This window comes from Streptomyces sp. NPDC044061, from assembly GCF_056434305.1.
In genome coordinates this window covers 38374-56737 of record NZ_JBWKFL010000027.1, presented here as the reverse complement: position 1 = coordinate 56737, position 18364 = coordinate 38374, and the positions used below count along the sequence as shown (strand labels likewise).

General features: G+C 70.4%; 10 protein-coding genes and 5 pseudogenes. 9 read left to right on the top strand and 6 right to left on the bottom strand.

The window, feature by feature from the left end:
* Positions 1-408: 408 nt before the first annotated feature.
* Positions 409-8412: an alpha/beta fold hydrolase gene (locus tag AC07CM_RS34570; protein WP_478880428.1), complete on the top strand. Its 8004-nt coding sequence runs from the start codon at positions 409-411 to the stop codon at positions 8410-8412.
* Positions 8413-8472: 60 nt separating this feature from the next.
* Positions 8473-8853: an antibiotic biosynthesis monooxygenase family protein gene (locus AC07CM_RS34565; protein WP_478880427.1), complete on the top strand. Its 381-nt coding sequence runs from the start codon at positions 8473-8475 to the stop codon at positions 8851-8853.
* 238 nt (positions 8854-9091) lie between these two features.
* On the opposite strand, the gene AC07CM_RS34560 is transcribed toward AC07CM_RS34565, so the two are convergent.
* Together AC07CM_RS34560 and AC07CM_RS34555 are read right to left on the bottom strand one after the other, a co-directional pair.
* Positions 9092-10174 (bottom strand): TFIIB-type zinc ribbon-containing protein, encoded by a 1083-nt coding sequence (locus tag AC07CM_RS34560; RefSeq protein ID WP_478880426.1) that lies wholly within the window; start codon positions 10172-10174, stop codon positions 9092-9094.
* 47 nt (positions 10175-10221) lie between these two features.
* Positions 10222-11355, bottom strand: a complete 1134-nt coding sequence (locus tag AC07CM_RS34555; protein ID WP_478880425.1) for an SPFH domain-containing protein — start codon at positions 11353-11355, stop codon at positions 10222-10224.
* A gap of 1089 nt (positions 11356-12444) precedes the next feature.
* Here AC07CM_RS34555 and AC07CM_RS34550 point away from each other — a divergent pair.
* A pseudogene (locus tag AC07CM_RS34550) lies at positions 12445-13161 on the top strand (dienelactone hydrolase family protein); the annotation flags it as partial.
* Between the two features lie 632 nt (positions 13162-13793).
* Here AC07CM_RS34550 and AC07CM_RS34545 read toward each other — a convergent pair.
* From AC07CM_RS34545 to AC07CM_RS34535, 3 genes and pseudogenes are all read right to left on the bottom strand, one after another.
* Positions 13794-13922 (bottom strand): annotated as a pseudogene (locus tag AC07CM_RS34545) (IS5/IS1182 family transposase); the annotation flags it as partial.
* A gap of 140 nt (positions 13923-14062) precedes the next feature.
* Positions 14063-14329 (bottom strand): VOC family protein, encoded by a 267-nt coding sequence (locus AC07CM_RS34540; protein ID WP_478880424.1) that lies wholly within the window; start codon positions 14327-14329, stop codon positions 14063-14065.
* Between the two features lie 12 nt (positions 14330-14341).
* Positions 14342-14482 carry a hypothetical protein gene (locus tag AC07CM_RS34535; RefSeq protein ID WP_478880423.1) on the bottom strand — a complete coding sequence of 47 codons (141 nt, stop codon included), beginning with the start codon at positions 14480-14482 and terminating at the stop codon, positions 14342-14344.
* Positions 14483-14974: 492 nt separating this feature from the next.
* On the opposite strand from AC07CM_RS34535, the pseudogene AC07CM_RS34530 reads away from it, so the two are divergent.
* The 3 genes and pseudogenes from AC07CM_RS34530 to AC07CM_RS34520 form a co-directional block, all read left to right on the top strand.
* A pseudogene (locus AC07CM_RS34530) lies at positions 14975-15155 on the top strand (transposase family protein); the annotation flags it as partial.
* Between the two features lie 6 nt (positions 15156-15161).
* Positions 15162-15928, top strand: a pseudogene (locus AC07CM_RS34525) (IS630 family transposase); the annotation flags it as partial.
* 84 nt (positions 15929-16012) lie between these two features.
* Positions 16013-16465: a DUF5959 family protein gene (locus AC07CM_RS34520; RefSeq protein WP_478880422.1), complete on the top strand. Its 453-nt coding sequence runs from the start codon at positions 16013-16015 to the stop codon at positions 16463-16465.
* 132 nt (positions 16466-16597) lie between these two features.
* On the opposite strand, the pseudogene tnpA reads toward AC07CM_RS34520, so the two are convergent.
* Positions 16598-17026: pseudogene (tnpA, locus tag AC07CM_RS34515) on the bottom strand (IS200/IS605 family transposase).
* 23 nt (positions 17027-17049) lie between these two features.
* On the opposite strand from tnpA, the gene AC07CM_RS34510 reads away from it, so the two are divergent.
* From AC07CM_RS34510 to AC07CM_RS34500, 3 genes are all read left to right on the top strand, one after another.
* Positions 17050-17394: a hypothetical protein gene (locus tag AC07CM_RS34510; RefSeq protein ID WP_478880421.1), complete on the top strand. Its 345-nt coding sequence runs from the start codon at positions 17050-17052 to the stop codon at positions 17392-17394.
* A 173-nt stretch (positions 17395-17567) separates the two neighbouring features.
* Positions 17568-18047 (top strand): hypothetical protein, encoded by a 480-nt coding sequence (locus tag AC07CM_RS34505; RefSeq protein WP_478880420.1) that lies wholly within the window; start codon positions 17568-17570, stop codon positions 18045-18047.
* 39 nt (positions 18048-18086) lie between these two features.
* On the top strand, positions 18087-18362 hold the full coding sequence (locus tag AC07CM_RS34500; RefSeq protein ID WP_478880419.1) for a hypothetical protein: 276 nt from the start codon (positions 18087-18089) through the stop codon (positions 18360-18362).
* Positions 18363-18364 lie beyond the last annotated feature (2 nt).

Below are 18364 nucleotides of genomic sequence, written 5' to 3'. Positions count from 1 at the left end.
TGGAGCCCTGCCAAGGCGGCAGCGCCCCGCCGGGAGTCCACGTGTCAGCACAGGAGCCACTGCTGGTTGGCCGCGCCGTGGCAGGTCCACGACGGTTGGCGGGCTCAGTCACCGCGATTTCTGCACGCCCTGTGCGAGGCGGCCGAGGGCGGTCTTCCCACCTTGAGTAAGACATCGTCCAGAAGGTCGTTGCGAACGGAGTCGGCCTCGAACGCGTCAGCACCTGTGGCGACAGTCCTCCTGTGGGAAAGGGCCCCGGTCCGGGTCTGCGGCAGGCGCACCAGGGCTCGCCCCGATATCGGGTGGCCGCGGTGGCGGGCGAGGGCCGGCGCGGTGCGCCGCGCCCGGGAACCAGCGGTCGACTGACGTACTGTTTTCCGCGACCAGTGTGCGATCAAAGGGGTGGGGATGCCTGAATTCCAGGCCGAGTTGGTTCGTGCGCTGCCCGGCACATTACGGGGGCACTCGGGCCGGTTGGGAGGCAAGACCGCCTACCGCGATGCCCGTCGAGCCGTCACTTACCGGGAGTTGGAAGAACGCACGGGTCGGCTGGCTGGGCATCTCGCACGGCTCGGGGTACGGCGCGGGGACCGCGTGGCTGTCCATCTCGGCAATCGCGTGGAGACGGTGGAGGCATGTCTGGGTGTCCTTCGCGCCGCGGCCATCGGCGTGATGCTCAACACCGATGCTGCAGAGGGCGAGTTGGCGCACTTCCTTGACGACAGCGGCGCGACCGTCGTCATCACGGAGGGGGAGCTGTTGCCGCTGGTCCTCCCACTGGTGTCCGCCCGGCCCGGTACGCAGGTGGTCGCCGTCGGCCAGGGCGGTGTGCCGCACGATGTGCTCGACTTCGAGGATCTGGCCGGCACGGAGTCCGGTCTCCTGCCTCGCGATGATCTCGGCCTCGACGATCCTGCCTGGATCCTGTACACCTCGGGCACAACCGGGGAGAGCAAGGGCGTCGTCTCCACACAGCGTTCCGCCCTCTGGTCGGTGGCGGCGGCCTATGTGCCGGCGTACGGGCTGGAGGAGCGGGACCGGCTGCTGTGGCCCCTGCCGATGTTCCACTGCTACGCCCACTCGCTGTGCCTGCTCGGGGTGGTCTCGGTCGGTGCCAGTGCGTATCTGCTGGAGCGGGGCGGGAACGTCGCCGAGGCGCTCACCGTGGAGCCGTTCACCATGGTGGCAGGGGTGCCCGCCACCTACCGTCTGCTGCTGGAATCGCTGCGGCACACGCCGGGCGCCGTGCCCTCCTCGCTGCGGGTGTGCGTCACGGCGGGCGCACCCTGTCCTCCCGAGCTGAAGGCCGAGATCGGCCGCGTACTCGCCGCCCCGCTGCTCGACGGCTACGGCTCCACCGAGACCTGCGGCAAGATCGCCGTCGACCGGCTCGACGGGCCCCGTGACGACGATTCCAGCGGTCCTCCGCTGGAGGGGCTCACCGTCCGGCTGGCCGACCCGCACACCGGTGCCGAGGTCGCCGACGGGGACGAGGGGGAGATCTGGGTCCGCGGTCCCGGCCTGATGAGCGGCTACCACAACCGTCCCGAGGCCACGGCCGAGGTGTTCACCGACGGCTGGTACCGCACCGGGGACCTCGGGCGGCGCCTGCCGCACGGCTCCCTCCGCGTCACCGGCCGGGTCAAGGAGCTCATCATCCGGGGCGGTCAGAACGTCAACCCCTCCGAGGTGGAGCAGGCGTTGCTTGTCTGCCCCGGCATCACCGACGCGGCCGTGGTCGGCAGAGCGCACGACGTCCTGGGCGAGGTGCCCGTAGCCCTGGTCGTCCCCGGACCCGACGGCGTCGACACGGCGCAGGCGCTCGAAATCTGCCGGGAGCGGCTGTCCGGGTTCAAGGTACCGGACGAGATCTACGAGACCATGTCCGTCCCCCGCACCCCGTCCGGCAAGATCGTCAGGGCGGCGCTCGCCGAGCAGCTGGTGCAGCGGCTCGCGGCGGACCGGCAGACCGCCTCGGCCGAGCTCCGTGCACGGCTGTCGGCGGTGCCCGACGCCGTCCTCGACCTGGTGCTCGAGCAGACGGCGCGGACGGCCGACCTGGCCGCCCGGAACCTCGATCCCCACCAGCCGTTCACAGCGCTCGGGCTCACCTCGCTCGGCGGTGTGCTGCTGCGCGACCGGCTGGGCACAGCGGCCGGTCTCGATCTGCCCGCGACGCTCGTGTTCGACCATCCCACGCCCGCCGCCGTGGCGCGGCTCGTGCACGACGCGCTGCGCGGCGCATTCCGCACCGGGGCGAGGGGCACCACGTCCAGCGGCGAAGCGGCTGCGCAGTCCGGGGAGCCCATCGCCGTCGTCTCCATGGCCTGTAGATATCCGGGCGGGGTGGAGTCCCCGGAGGACCTGTGGCGGTTGCTCGCGGACGGCATCGACGCGACCTCCGACTTTCCCGCAGACCGCGGCTGGGACGAGGCCGTGCTGTACGACCCCGATCCCGACCGTCTGGGCACGTCCGTCACCCGCAGGGGCGGCTTCCTGCACCGGGCCGCCGAATTCGACGCCGCGTTCTTCGGCATGTCGCCCCGTGAGGCACTGGCCACCGACCCTCAGCAGCGGCTGCTGCTGGAGACCGGCTGGGAGCTCCTGGAGCGGGCGGGCCTGGACCCGTCGGGGCTGCGCGACAGCGACACCGGCGTGTTCGTCGGTGTCATGCACAGCGACTACGCGGGCCGTCTGCTGCACCAGGCAGGGCACGAGCTGGAGGCCTATCTCGCCCTCGGGTCGGCGGGCAGCGTGGCCTCCGGCCGGATCGCGTACACCCTCGGCCTGCGCGGACCGGCCGTGACCGTGGACACGGCGTGCTCGTCGTCGTTGGTGGCGATCCACTCGGCCGCGCGGGCCCTGCGCGACGGTGAGTGTTCGCTGGCCCTCGCCGGCGGAGTGACCGTGATGGCCACGCCCGCGCCGTTCCTGGCGTTCAGCAGGCTGCGCGGGCTCGCCCCGGACGGCCGGTGCAAGCCGTTCTCAGCGGTGGCGGACGGTACCGCCTGGGGCGAGGGCGTCGGCCTGGTGCTGTTGGAGCGGCTGTCCGACGCACGCCGCAACGGGCATCCCGTGCTGGCCGTGCTGCGCGGCTCGGCCGTCAACTCCGACGGCGCCTCCAACGGTCTGACCGCGCCCAACGGGCCCGCGCAGCAACGGGTGATCCGAGCGGCACTCGCCGACGCGGGGCTGTCGCCGACGGATGTCGACGCCGTCGAGGCGCACGGCACCGGCACCGCGCTGGGCGACCCGATCGAGGCCCAGGCGCTGCTGGCCGCATACGGTCCAGGCCGGTCCGCCGAACGCCCCCTGTGGCTGGGCTCGTTGAAGTCCAACCTCGGCCACACGCAGGCCGCGGCCGGAGTCGGAGGCGTCATCAAGACGGTCCTGGCGATGCAGCACGGCATCCTCCCGCGCACCCTGCACGCACACCAGCCGTCGCCCCGGGTTGACTGGTCGTCGGGCACCATAAGGCTGTTGACCGGGCAGGAGGAGTGGCGGCCGCGGGCCGGGCGTCCCCGCCGGGCCGGCGTGTCGGCGTTCGGCATCGGCGGAACCAACGCGCACGTGATCCTGGAGGAGTCCGGGACGACGCGCGCCGCCGTCCCTACGTCCTGTGGCCGGATGGCCACGCCCCCGCTGCTGCTCTCCGGGGCGAGTCCGGCCGCCCTGCGGGCTCAGGCCGAGCGGACCGCCACCGCCCTGCGGGAGCGTCCCGAACTCGACCCGCTGGACGTGGCCTTCACCCATGCCACCGCCCGGGCCACCCTCGCCCACCGGGCCGCGCTCGCCGCCGACGACCGCGCGAGCCTGCTGAGTGCCCTGGACTCCCTGGCCGAGTCAGCCGAGCCACACGCGACGGGCCCCGCCGGCCGACTCACCGTGCTGTTCACCGGCCAGGGCGCCCAACATACGGGTATGGGACGCGAGTTGTACGAGACCTTCCCGGTCTTCGCCGCCGCCTTCGACGCCCTGTGCGAGCGCTTCGACGCCCATCTGGAGCGCCCGTTGCGCTCGGTGATGTGGGAAGCGGACGCGGGCCGGCTGCTGGATCGTACGGACTTCGCCCAGGCCGCCCTGTTCGTCTTCGAAGTGGCCGTGTTCCGGCTGCTGGAGTCCTGGGGCGTGCGGCCCGACTTCCTGGCCGGGCACTCCGTCGGCGAACTGGCCGCGGCCCACGTCGCGGGGGTCCTGTCCGAACAGGACGCTGTGCATCTGGTCGCCGCTCGGGGACGGTTGATGCGAGAGCTCCCCGAGGGCGGTGCCATGGTGGCGCTGGACGCCACCGAGGCGGAGGTGGCACGCCGGCTCACCGACGGGGTCGCGATCGCGGTCGTGAACGGCCCCCGCGCGGTCGTCGTCTCCGGCGCCGAGGGTCCCGTCCTCACGCTCGCGGCAGAGTTCGCCGCGCGCGGGCGCCGCACCACCCGACTGCGGGTCAGCCACGCCTTCCATTCCACGCTGACGGAGCCGATGCTCGCCGAATTCGCGCGCCTCGCGGAACAGTTGACGTATCGCGCGCCTCGCATCCCGGTGCTCTCGGGCCTGACCGGCCGACCGGCGACCACCGACGAACTGCGCTCCGCCCACCACTGGGTACGGCATGCCCGGGAGGCCGTGCGTTTCGGGGACACCGTGCGGTGGCTGGCGGACGAGGGCCGGGTGACGGCATTCGTCGAGATCGGCCCGGATGCCCAGCTCACGGCCCAGACGGTGACGAACCTCGCCGACTCGGGCGGTGGACTCCTGTGCACGGCCGTCGCCCGCCGCGCCGCCACCGGGCCCGAGCCGCAGACGATGTTCGCCGCGCTGGGCCGGCTCCGTGTCCACGGTCTGCCGGTGGACTGGCGGCGGGTCTACGCGGACAGCGGCGCCCGCCACGTCGCCCTGCCGACCTACCCCTTCCAGCGGCAGCGCTACTGGCTGCCCGGCACCACCACCGGCACCGGCGCCGCTGACGGCCATCCAGTGCTCACCCACACAGCCACCGTGCCGGGCACCGATCGCCTGCTGTGCGGTGGGCTGCTGTCCGGCGCGGCCCAGCCATGGCTGCGGGACCATGTCGTCGCCGGACACACTCTCCTGCCCGGCGCCGCGTTCGCGGACCTGGTGCTGCAAGCAGGTGACGCCTGTGGCCTCGACGTACTGGAGGAACTCGTCCACCTGGCCCCGCTGCCCCTGCCCGCCGCCGACCGCGACCGGATCCAGGTTCAGGTGGTCGTGGAAGAACCGGACGACACCGGTCGCCGTACCGTCGACGTGTACAGCCGGCCCGAGGACGCCGGCGCGCTGGGCGCCTGGACCCACCACGCCACCGGGCGACTCGGCCCCGCCACCGAGACCGGCGACCACGCGGTGGCCACGCCGGCCGCCTGGCCACCGCCGGACGCCAAGGCCGTGGATCTCACCAGCGCCTACGAGCAACTGGCCGCCACCGGCCATGCATACGGACCGGCGCTCCGGGGCGTCAAGGCCCTGTGGCAGCGCGGCGAAGACCTGTTCGCAGAAGTCGGCCCGGTGCCGGGGGAGGAGGCCCGGCGCCACGCCGTCCATCCGGCGCTGCTCGACGCCGCCCTGCACGCCGCGCTGCTCACCGACCCGCCCGCCGGCCAGGCCCGGATGCCGTTCGCCTGGCAGGGGATGACGCTCTACGCGAGCGGGGCCGCGCAGGTGCGCGCACGGATCAGGACAACCGGTCCCGCCACGATCCGCGTGGACCTCGCCACACCCTCCGGTGCGCCCGTCGCTCTTCTGGAATCGCTGACCACGCGCCCGGTCCCGCAGACAGGCGCCGTGCCGGTCAGAGACCTGTACCGGCTGCACTGGGCGAACCTGCCGATCCCGGCGCAGGCAACCCCCCTCTCGGTGACGAACACCGACGACCTGGGCCTGACCGGGGTGCTCCCACAGGAGGATGCGGCGGGCACGGGAGCCGCGTCCCGGGCCGAGGGCGTACCGCAAGCCGTCGTAGCCTCCCTGTCCGCCACCACCGCGGGCGCCGACCCCGCCGCCGCTGCGCACGCGCTCGCGTCACGGGCCCTGGAACTGGCGCGGACGAGACTCGCCGGCCCCGGACGGCTGGTCGTGGTGACACGCGGTGCTGCCGACGAGGCACCCGACCTGCCCGCGGCCACGGTCTGGGGGCTGCTGCGGGCCGCACAGGCGGAGTATCCCGGGCGCCTCACGCTCGTGGACGTGGACAGCAGGCCCGAATCGCTGCGCCTGCTGCCCGCTGCCGTGGCCACAGGCGAGCCCCAACTGTCCATTCGGGAAGGCCGTTTCGGCGTCCCGCGGCTGACGGCCGCCGACCCGGCCACGGCCGGGGCTTCGTTCGGCCGAGGCACCGTCCTGGTCACCGGCGGCACCGGGTCCCTGGGCGCACTGCTGGCCCGGCACCTGGTCGGCCGACACGGGGTTCGGCGCCTGCTGCTCGTCAGCAGGCGTGGACCGCAGGCGCCCGGTGCGCGGGCCCTGCAAACCGACCTGGAGCGGGCAGGCGCACAGGTGGCCCTGGTGGCCTGCGACACTGCCGAGCGCACCAAACTCGACGAACTGATAACGAGGTTCGGGCCGGACCTCACCGCCGTGGTGCACACGGCCGGAGTCCTGGACGACGGCGTACTGGAGGCGCTGACGCCCGAACGACTGGCCGCCGTCCTGAGGCCGAAGGCCGACGCCGCCTGGCATCTCCACGAGCTCACGAAGGACCTGCCCCTGACGCACTTCGTCCTGTTCTCCTCGGCAGCCGGTCTGCTGGGCCACCCGGGCCAGGCCAACTACGCCGCGGCGAACTCCTTCCTGGACGCCCTCGCCGGTCACCGCGCCGCGCTCGGCCTGCCCGCCCTGTCGCTGCTCTGGGGACCGTGGGCCGACGCGGACGGCATGGCGGCCCGCACCGGCCGGGTCCGCGGCGGCGCGGTCCGTCCCGTCTCCCCCGAACAGGCCCTGGCGCTCTTCGACGCCGCACTGGCCGGCACCGAGCCGCTCCTGGCGCCACTGCCGCTCAACCGCACGCCCGGAGCACTGGCCGCCGGAACACCCCTGCCACCGCCGCTGCGTGGGCTACTGCGTCCGGCCCGGCCCACGGCGTCGTCCGATCCGGCCGGAGACGGTACCCCTGAGCGAACCGAAGGAGCCTGGCGCGACCGGCTGGCCGACCTTCCCGCCCCCGAGCGGGCGACGGCGCTCGAGGCCCTGATCCGCGCCGAGGCCGCCGCGGTGCTCGGCCACACGGACGCGAGCGCCGTCGACCGCGGCTTTCCCGAACTGGGCCTCGACTCGCTGATGAGCGTGCTGCTGCGCAACCGGCTGAGCCTGCTGACCGGGGTGCCGCTGGCGGCCACCGTCGTGTACGACAGGCCGAGCGTGGAGGAGCTCGCCGCCCACGTGTACGCGGAGTTGAGCGATTCCCTGCCCGAAGGGGCGCCGGACGGACCGGACACGGACATGCCCGCGGCAGCACGGGCCGCCGGCCACTCCGCCTCCTCACTCCTCGGTGCGACTTCGGCACCGACCACGGCAGGGACAGCCACCTCCCAGCCTCCGCGCCGGCTCCCCGCCCCCGACCGGCGCGCCGCCCACACCCTCCCCGCTCTCTACCGGAAGGTCTGCGAGACGGGCGACGTGGTCTCAGCCATGCACCTGCTGGTGACCGCGTCCCTCGGCGCGCCCACCTTCGGCAGCGATGACGCCGACCGGCACGAGCTGTCGCCGCTGCGCCCGGCCACCGGCGCGGGCGGCCCCGCGCTCGTCTGCGTCCCGGGCTTCGCCCCCACCCTGGGGCGGCCCTGGCACGCGGGGCTCGCCTCCCTCTTCGACGGCGAGCGGGACGTCTTCGAGCTGCGGCATCCCGGCGTCGACAGCGGGGACGCCGTGGCGAGGGACCTGCAGACGCTGGCCGGGCTGCACGCGGCCACGGTGCGACGTCACCTCGGCGGCCGCCCGTACGTCGTCGTGGGCCACTCCATGGGCGGTACGGCGGCACACGCGGTCACCGAACGGCTGGCGGCCGACGGCGACCCGCCGGCCGGACTCGTTCTCGTGGACACCTACCACATCACGCCCGACCGGGAAGCCGAACCCTGGCTGCTGGCCCTGCCCGCGCGGATGCCTCTGGCCATGGGCGAGCAGTTCGACCACGCGGTCGACGACCTGACGCTGCTGTCGCTGGGCGCGTACACCCGGATGTTCCGTTCCTGGCAGCCACAGCCGACGGGCGTGCCCACCCTCTTCGTACGTGCCACACAGCCATTGCCGGACATGCCAAAACGCTGGCGGTCGGCCTGGCCAGGTGCCCACGACACGGCGGACGTCCCCGGCAGCCACCTGAGCATGCTCGAAGAAGACGCGCGCACGACGGCCGCGACGGTACGCGACTGGATCGGAGCACTCGGCACGACAACCGACTGACGTATACCGCAATGCCGGTTGCTACCGACAAGGAGGCCCGCCGACCCCTACGGTGGCGCCATGAACGACCACTCGGAAGCGCCTGTAGCACCCGTCCAGGCCTTCGAACCCCCCTACTACGTGGCCGTGTTCACTACGGTGCGCACCCAGGACCAGAGCGGCTACGGCGAGACCAACGCCCGCATGGAAGACCTGGTGAAGGACGTTCCCGGGTTCCTGGGGATGGACCACGCGCAGACTCCTGGCGGGCTGGGCATCACCGTCGGGTACTTCCGCGACGCCGACGCCCTCACGCAGTGGCGGAGCAACGCCGAGCACCGCGCGGCGCAAAAGCGCGGGCAAGCCGAGTGGTACCAGAGCTACACGCTGCATGTGGCGAAAGTCGAGCGGAGTCACGGGTTCAGGCGAGCGCAGGTCCCGCACAGCCCGACAGCAGGCTGACCAACCGAAGTCACCTCAGCGACCGTTCCGGTACAGCTCGCTCTAAGGCCGACGTGCCCCTCACGAGCCCGATCCAGCGCCGCATCGGAAGGCCTTCGTCCTGTCGTGACGCACCGCTCGGATCCTCCGCCAGATGATGTGGCGGCTGATCATGCTGCTCCACGCCTCGCAGCCGGGGGCCCGCCCGCACCCCCGTCGGCCTGGGCCTTTCGGCAGACCCCGGCCGACGACGGCGGCCTCAGTTGCGCAGCATCACCACGAGGAGCACCACCAGGGCGATCAGCAGTGCGCCGCCGACCGATGCCAGGGTGATCTTCATCGCGCTGTAGGGCCGCTCGCCGATGACCTCACCCGTACGGGCGTTGACCATCACCGGCCACGCCTTGCCGGCGTGGAGGTAGGTCAGGAACCAGACGGGCAGCAACACCAGCTTGTAGGTGAGGCCGCTGTAGGAGGTGGACGTCGAGTGCACCCGCTGCTCGTCGCCGCCGATGTCCCGCTTGCAGTCGGCGCGGATCACCGGCGCCATCCGTGCCTTCGCCGACTCCAGGCCGGCCTCCGGCTCGACGTCGTAGCGGACGGTGCGGAAGCCCGCCAGGTACTCCTCCTGGTAGGGAACCGTCTCCTCGAGCGGCCAGGGGGCCAGCTTGTCCAGGTCCTTCTCCGGCACCTGGCCGCTGCCGGGCACCAGCACGTCGTCGAAGAATCGGCCGACCGTCCCTGACGCGCGGTGCCAGCGGGTGTGCCGCACCCGCCGGGTGCGGCCCTCGGAGTCCTCCTCCTCGACCCAGTAGTGCTCGCCGCGTTCGCCGGTGTAGTGGGTGGTGGTCTGCGCGTCGTAGGTCCAGTGGGGCAGGTAGCTGCCGCGGAAGGTCTCCGCCTCGGTGACCTTCTTCAGCTCGTCCGGCGCGAACCAGCGGGACTTGGTCCACTTGACCAGCGCGTCGCGGGCCTGCTCCCGGCCCACCCCGAAGGGCAGTACGGCCTCGGGTACGACGCGTTCGGTGGCGGAGGCATCCGCGACCAGTGGGGTGGCGCAGAACGGGCACTTGTCGCTGAGCGTGTCGCTCTCGGTCACCGCGTGGCAGCCGGGGCAGGTGTACACCTTGACACGGTCAGGCGCGGACGCGCGGCGGGGCAGGGCGGCCAGTTCCTCGATCGGGTGCTCGGTCACCTGCCGCGGTACCGGCGTGATGTCCTGCTCGTGCCTGCAGTACGGGCAGCGCAGCGCGTACGTCCCGGGCGCGTACTCGCTGACTCCGCCGCACGCTTCGCACTGGAACGCCCGGTCGGGCGCAGGTGCGACGTCCTGATCCGTCAACTCGCTTCTCCTTGTTGCCTGTTGCCGGAGGTTCCGGGTGGCGGATCTCAGCCCTGCGGGGGCAGCGGCGGCGGGACGTCGGCGAGCAGCCGCGTCAGCTCCGGAACCTGGTCCGCGGGCTGCCAGGCGGCCTGCCCGCTGCGCCAGACCAGCGTGGTACGAGTCAGGTTGCCGGCCGCCACCTGCCCGGCCAGCGAGCTCTCGTCGTACGGGCCCTGCTGCTGTCCGCCGACGGCGATGAACCAGCGCGGCGTGGTGGGCAGCGGCGGCGGGACATCGGCCCCGGCGGGGGCGGGCTGTGCCGGGGCCTGCGCCGGCGGGACCGGGGCAGCCGCCACACCGGAGGTGCTCTGCACGATCCGCTGGCCCAGCGCCATGCCCACGCCCAGCCCGAGTGCGTCGCCCCCGGTGCCGGGGTTGGCGGCGGCGATCGGGATCGCGTCGGCTGCCTGGAGCTTGGCGTAGTCGTCCAGGTTGCCGGTGATCGTCATCCGGGAGCGGGTGTCGATCGCCGCCTCGATCTCCGGCGGGACGCTGATGTTCTCGATGTAGAACCGGGGGATGGCGATGCCGGTGGAGGACAGTTCCAGGGTCAGCGCCTTGGCCAACTGCTGCCCGATGCCGTCCTGCCGGGTGGCGAGGTCCAGCAGCGGCACGCCGGCCGAGCCCAGCGCGGAGCCCAGCTTGGAGACGGTCAGCTGCCGCAGGTGCTCGCCGACCTCCTCGGTGCGGAACTGCGGGTCGGTGCCGACCAGTTCGCGCAGCAGCGCGGCGGCGTCCACCACCTGGGCGGCGAAGGTGCCGAACGCACGGAGGCGGACCATGCCGAAGTCGGCGTCCCGCAGGATCACCGGGTTCTGCGTGCCCCACTTGAAGTCGGTGAACTGCCTGGTGGTGACGAAGTAGACCTCGGCCTTGAACGGCGACTCGAAGCCGTGCTTCCAGCCCTTCAGAGTGGACAGGACCGGCATGTTCTGGGTCGACAGGGTGTGTGTCCCGGGCTGGTAGACGTCGGCCAGCCGGCCCTCGTTGACGAAGACGGCCACCTGCGACTCGCGCACCACGAGCCGGGCGCCCATCTTGATCTCGTTGCCGTAGCGCGGAAAGCGCCACACGATGGTGTCCCGGCCGTCGTCGGTCCACTCGATGATGTCGATGAACTCACCGCGGATGCGGTCCATCAGCCCCACGACAATCCCCCCACTCCCCGCCTTTTCCGGATACCGCCGTTCCCCGGCCGGTCCCGGGTCGGTGACCGTGCGGCGATCAAGCGATCAGCGGACAGTATGTCGATTGCGGTCCGCGCGGCTACGGGCGGGGCGGGTCTCCAGCCCGCCGGCCCCTGCCCGCCCGTCGGGCGCCCTGGGCCGGCCGTCCTGTGCGTCCTCCGCCCGGCTCCGGACAGCGTGCCATCCGCTCGCGCTCCTCACGCATACCGGATCAGGGATCACCCACTTGCCGGTGTGTGCCATGAGGAGCGGCTGGAAGAAGCCGGTCTGCTGCGGCATCCGCCACTGGATCCTCGTGAACAGCGACCATTGCACCTTGATGGCCAGCCCTGTGACCGGTGCCGCCTGGAGTTGCTCGGCCTGATGCTCCGCCCGCAATCGGGCGCGGCGCATCAGGGCAATGGCGTTGCCGTCGTCGGCGACTTGTTGCTGAAGGATCGACGCCCTCCAGGTCTCTGGCCTGTTCCTCAGGCTGTCGGGGTCATGGACTGCTGGAGGATTCGGTGGGCTGGTCAGGGGTGAAGCGTCTGCTCACCTCGGGGGCGTCGAGCAATCGGGCCGGGTAGCCGGGGGCCGGTGCGTCCGACTGTGTCCTCCTGGCGCAGGGGCTCGCCGCAAGACGAGCAGACGACCTGGGGTTGGGTGTCGTGGCCGCAGCTGGTGCGGTAGTTCTTCGGCATCCCCGGCGACCTCGCCGTTGCCGCGCTGTGTGCAGCCGCGCCCTGTCCGGGCGCCGCATCGCGTACTGAGCGGCTTCGCGCAGGAGCATGCCGGGTCGAGTACGGACAGCTCGCAACAACCGCTCGACGAGCCCTCCAAGAGCGTGTCCTACGTGGTGAAGCGGCATCCGGACAGGGAGCTTCCGCGAAAATCCGTTGGCGTACCACGGCGACCACTGCTAATTTTCCGGAGGCCGTGCGAGAGAACAAGGAGGTGGTACCCGTGAACACAGTATCGACATGGGTGCTCCCCTCCGGGGTCACGGTCGGACGATAGGTCGTCCGGGAGCGCCGTTCACGAGTACTCCCGAAAGGCACGACCGTGCGATTCACTTCCGAACAGCGCCTCGACAACGGCGTCCTCGAACGCGAATTCACCCTCGGCGAGATCCCCGGCGTCCTGTGGACGCCTGGATCCGCCCCAGCCCCGCTGATCCTGATCAGCCACAACGGCGGCTTGCACAAGCGGGAACGGCGGCTGGTGGCCCGGGCCCGGCACTACGCGGCCGAGTACGGCTACGCTGCGGCCGCCATCGACGCCCCCGGGCACGGTGACCGGCCCCGTTCCGCCGCCGATGAGCAGGCCCGCGCCGACCTCCGCCGGGCAGTGCAGGCCGGCGAGCCGGTCGACGAGATCCTCAACGCCTTCATCCTCCCGCTGGTCGAAAAGGCGGTCCCGGAATGGCGGACCACCCTGGACGCCCTCCTTTCGCTGCCCGAGATCGACGGCCCGGTCGGGTACAACGGGATGACCGCCACCGGCATTCGGCTGGCGCTGGTCGAGCCGCGCATCTCGGCCGCCGTCTTTTTCGGCCAGGGTTTCGTGCCCGAAACCCTGCGCGAAGAGGCCCGGCAGGTCATGCTTCCGCTGCAGTTCCTGATGCAGTGGGACGACGAAGGGATGGAACGGCAGCCGACCCTGGACCTGTTCGACGCCTTCGGCACCAAGGAGAAGACGCTGCACGCCAATCTGGGCGGGCACGCCGGTACTCCGTGGTTCGAGGTGGACGACGCGGCCCGGTTCTTCGCCCGGCATTTGAACTGCCGCCGGCACGGCCCCGCCGTCAGGCCAGCAGCAGATGGTGGGCGGTGTCGGCCAGGACGCCGCTACCTTGCGCAACCGCAGGCGGGGCCGGAGCGCGAGCGACGGCCCCGGGTGATCGATGATGGGGTCGGCAGGAGCCTTCCTGAATAGCCCCGTTCAGCGGACTGACCCCGGACGCCGTGATCACTTCAGCCACCGCGTGACCATCCGAGGGCCGGCCGGTGCTGCCGGCCGGTCACGGGGTCAGCGGGGCGGACACACGCGCCAGACGGTCCTCTGCCAGAGCGAAGTCGTCGGCGGGGTTATGGAAGGAGTACCTGCCATTGTTGATCCGGACGCCGCCATGGGCAGTGGCCCAATGCGCAGGACCTGACGGCCCCTGGCTTTCCAAGAGAGCGGCGGCGAGTGGCTGCGGGGCCTCGCCCCCAAGCGTGCTCTCAGCGCGGCCGCCAGCCGATGAACGGCTTGCTCGGGGACTGTGTCGTCGCCGAGCGCGGGCAGAAGAAGCAGGAGGTTGGCATGGGGGTCTGCAGTGGTCCCGCCGGGCAGGGCATTGTCCGCGGCGGCGACCAGTTCCGTCCAGGACAGGCCCGGGCCCATGAAGTGCCCGTCGTCCCGTGCGATCAGATCGGCATCAGAGCGCGCTGGTGCGGCGGGAGCTTGCAGCGGCGGTCACCCTCGCGGGTGACGATGAGCATGGTGACCCACTCGACCAGGGCATGGGGCAGGTCGAGTGCGGCAGGGTAGGAAACCAACAAGGCTCCCGCGCTGGCGAGTTGAGACATCGAACACCTCCCTCACCGGCACGGGAGCCTTGTCCGTTGCAGACAACTGCGTCGTCACCCGATCAGTAGGCACGCTGAAAGACCTCAGTGAGACGTTCCAGGATCGGCGCCTACAGATCCTCCGGCGGCCGGACGTAGAACTCGTTCCCCTCGGGATCAGCCATCAGAGCCCATCCACCTTCGTCCCACTCCAGCACCCGGCCCCCCATGGCGGTCAGCGTCTCGGCCAGTTCCTGGACTGTTCCGACGAGTGGACTAGTGACCGGCCGCATGGACGACACCGGCCCCTGGGAGATCGTCAGGCCGTCCATTCCGGGAACGAGGCTCCAGAAACGACGAATGTGTTCCAGATCAACGGCCTCGAACGCGAACTCCATGGGGCTCCTTCGTCAGCAGTCCACGTAGGTGTTGCTCGAGTCCGTGATACCGGGGTCGCTGAAGCGTCCGTGGTACTCGACCTGAAGCGTCACCTGCGTGTTGTACGTCTCCTTGTGGCCATCATGCACGCACTTGAGCGGCTTCGTCGTCACACGGCCGCTGCACTTCGTCCACCCGCTGTCCTTGTGCTTCACCGCGTGCCAGTGCCCGTCATAGGCTTCGAGCCGCTGAAGATCGACCTGGGCCCGGCACTTGTCGGGCGCCGGAGTCGAGCAACCCGTGTAGTGCCCCTGGGCGATCAGTCCCCCGTTGTGAGTGAGCTGGCTTCTCGCCCTGGAACGTGCACCACACGTACACACCAGAATTCTTCACGGTGACCTTGCCCGTGCTCCCGACCGGAGCCGGTGCAGCCGACGCCGTGGTGGCCGACAGCAGCAGGGCCCCCGTTGCGAGAAGCGGTGCGACAAAACGTGCCTTCACTTTCCCCCTAAGCAAAATCGAACGTGTGTCCCGCCGCCGTCGATCCTCAGGGGTTCGCTGGTGTCGCGCAAGATCCGCGGCGCGATCTTTTCCTTGTTTGTCCGGTTTTGGGCTTCGTGATCTCCACGTCAATCCGCCCAAGCGCGGCACCCCTCAGGCGCCTGCCAGGCCGCGAGCTCACCCCGACCCAGCAAACGGTCAACCGTGCGTTGTCCGCGGCACGGGCACCAGTCGAACGCGGCGTCGCCCGGCTCAAGTCCTGGCGCATCGTCCGCCGCCCGGTGCAGCCCGAATCGAATGACGTCAATCGCCGCCGCCATCCTCACCCTGGAGCGGCAACGCTGAAAAAGCTCACTGATCGGTCGCCTGTTCCACGTCTCGTACACGGTCGAGGGCACATGGCTGCTGCTCAAGCGGCGTGGCTGGTCGTGGCAGCAGCCTGCCCGGAGGGCAATCGAGCGGGACGACACCTCAGTCGAAGTCTGGAAGAAGGAGACATGGCCGCGGGTAAGAGCATCGCGGCGGAGCGGGGGGCCTGGATCGTCTTTGAGGACGAGGCCGGGCAGTCGATGACTCCGCCGCGTGCCAGAACCTGGTGCCGCCGGGGCTGCACGCCGGTGGTGCGGGTGCGCGGCCGCGGTTCCGGGCGAGTGTCGGTGGTGGGCATGACCTGCTACAAGCCTGGTGAGCGGTCCCGGCTGTTCTATGCGGTCCGGGAGTACGCCGGGCGCAAGGACCAGCCGAAGGGCTTCGGCTGGCGCGACTTCCGTGATCTGATCGTCCGGGCCCGCATCCAGCTGGGTGGCCCGATCGTGCTGGTCTGGGACAACGTCCGACTGCATCTGACGAAGCCGCTGCGCGAGTTCATCGACGCGAACGCCGAGTGGCTTACCGTCGTTCAGCTGCCCACCTACGCGCCCGACCTCAACCCAACCGAGGGTGTGTGGTCCCTGGTCAAGCGCGACATCGGCAACCTTGCCGCCGCCAGCCTCAGCCAAGTCACCCGCGCGGTCAAGCATCGGCTCAAGAAACTCCAGTACCGGTCAGACGTGATTGACGGCTGTCTTGCCGGCACCGGCTTGGCCCCTGGGCACGTGACTCTCCAGGCCTGGGCCTGACTGTGTCGCTCGTCCGGCGATAGGAGACGATGCAGCCCACGCCAGCGCACGAAAGCGAGCAACGCAATGACGGAACCCGCTCCGATGGATCTGATCCACCTCGCCGATCCGGATGGGAACCGCTGTTTCGTGCGCGTCACAGGACGGTCCCAACCGGGCGTGCTGACCGGCCACGACATTCTGCACGCGGACGTGCTCGTCTCCGCGAGTTTCGTCGACGCCCGGCTCGACCTCTACCTCTTCCAGCATGACCTGGACTCCTGGGAGCAGGAGCTGTCCAACCTGGGACCAGGCCAGACGGTCAGCATCGGCGGAGACCGCGGCCTGAGCCTCGACATCCACGTGCACGAAGACGGCTGGCTGTCGATCCAGGTCAGCGACCCGGACCGCCTTACGACAGCCCTGGGAACCCGACCCCAGGAAGACTGGATCGCCGAGCACCGCGGGCGCCTGGAACAGGTCCGACTGGCCTGGCCCCGCGAAGTCATCGAGACGGCACCAGGAGCTTACGAGTGGAGCCCCAATCGCAAGCGGTGACCACCTGATCCCAGGAACCGACATCACGCTTTCAAGTTCAGTAGCGTGGAATACCGGCCGTTTGCGGCCGTGGGGAAGCGCTTCTCAAGATGGGGGTGACCCGCACCGGGGCACGGGGCGGCGCTGTTGACCTCAGTCGGGGCGCTTCTGGTTCTCGATGTACTCCTTGGTGATCGCCGAGGGGGCGCCGCCGCAGGACGCGGCGAATTAGGACGGGGACCAGAAGTGGTCACCCCACAGGTACTTGCGGATGTGGTCGGGAAACTCCTGCCGGAGCCTTCGGACCGATACGCCCTTGAGTGAGCCGACGAGCCGGGACACGGCGACTTTGGGCGGGTAGTGCACGAGCAGGTGGACGTGATTGCGTTCGCCGTTGAATTCCACCAGTTCGGTTTCGAAGTCGGCGCAGACGGCGCGCATGATCTCTTCGCAGCGTAGAAGGATCTCGTCGGTGAATGGCCCCCGCCGGCACTTGGACGTGAAGACCAAGTGGGCGTGGAGGGTGTGGACGACCGTGCGGCCCCTGCGGATGTTGGGGTTTGACTCCCAGCGTGGTGACATAGATCAACGCTATGGTCTTGGGCGTGAAGATGGTGACGCAGGTCAGGCTGATGCCGGATGCCGCCCAGGCGTCGGCACTGCTCTCGACTCTGCGCACGGTCAACGATCTGGCCAACTGGGTCTCTGACGTGGCCTTTGTCAACGATGTGCCGCGTGAGTACGAGCTGCGCAAGAACACGTACGCGCACCTCAGGGCCGAAGGGCTCGGGGCGCAGGCTGCCCAACATGTGATCAAGAAGGTTAGGGACGCGTACACCACGCTGCACGCCAACATTCGTGCCGGAAATCTTGGCAAGCCCCTTGATCATTACCCGGATCACCAGGATTGGCCGGGCGCCGGCCTCATCTGCCCAAAGTCTGCCCCGTAACTGCCGATCGCTGATGAGACGATCTCGCCGTGGCTGGTGTGATCACGGCGTCGGAGCCGTCTTTGATAACCCCCGTCACCGGTCGTGCCCGCGCTGCTTCACCAAGCTGGCTGTGCCCGCGTGCGCAGCGAAACCACTGGTGCTGACGCAGTGGTTCAGACAAGCTGCGGCACATGGACTGGATGCCTCTGCTCTCTACACTGGCTGGTGCCGTCATCGGCATCTCGGCCACTCTGATCGCCGATCGCAATCGGTGGCGGCGGGAGGAGGCCAGACACGCGCTGGAGGTAAGGCGCGAGGTGTACACCGAGTTCGTTTCCGCCCTTAAAGCCGCAGGTGAAGAGATACGCGCCGTCGCCTTGGGCGACAATGTGTCCGACTCGGCGCGCGATGCCGCCGTGCGCGAAGCCTTCCGTGGCACCGGTATCTACACAGCAAGTGAGCGCCTCTGGCTCGTGGGCCCGCCCCAGGTCGTGGCGGCTGGGAATGGGGCGTTTCACAGCTGGCGTACGATACGCGACGCCTACGCCCGGGGTGTGGCTGTCGGGTCCGCCGAGGAAGCACCCCTGATTGAACAGCGGCGCACGGCCATGGCTCAGATGCGTCGTCTCATGCGTGAGGACCTAGGTATCGAGCCCCTCGGGATTGAGTGATCGTCACCAACTGCCGGAACCAGGGCTGTCAAGGCACTCATGCCGCGATCACACCAGCCGCACCGGGATCGTCTCATCAGTGTCTGGCGGCTGCGGGACAACCCTTGGCTCAGCCACCTCCTGGACCCCTGCGGCGACCCACCCCGAACCCTGCGGAACACCCGACTCGCCGACCTGGTGAACACCCTCGATCGCAAGCTCGTCGCTGCGGCCCTCGGCGCGGACCCCGAAGGCGTCATGCTCTATCTCGCCGACCACGTCACCCGCGCCCAGGGCCTGCCGTGCGGGCGCAGCAACTCCCACGCCGCTGACTGATT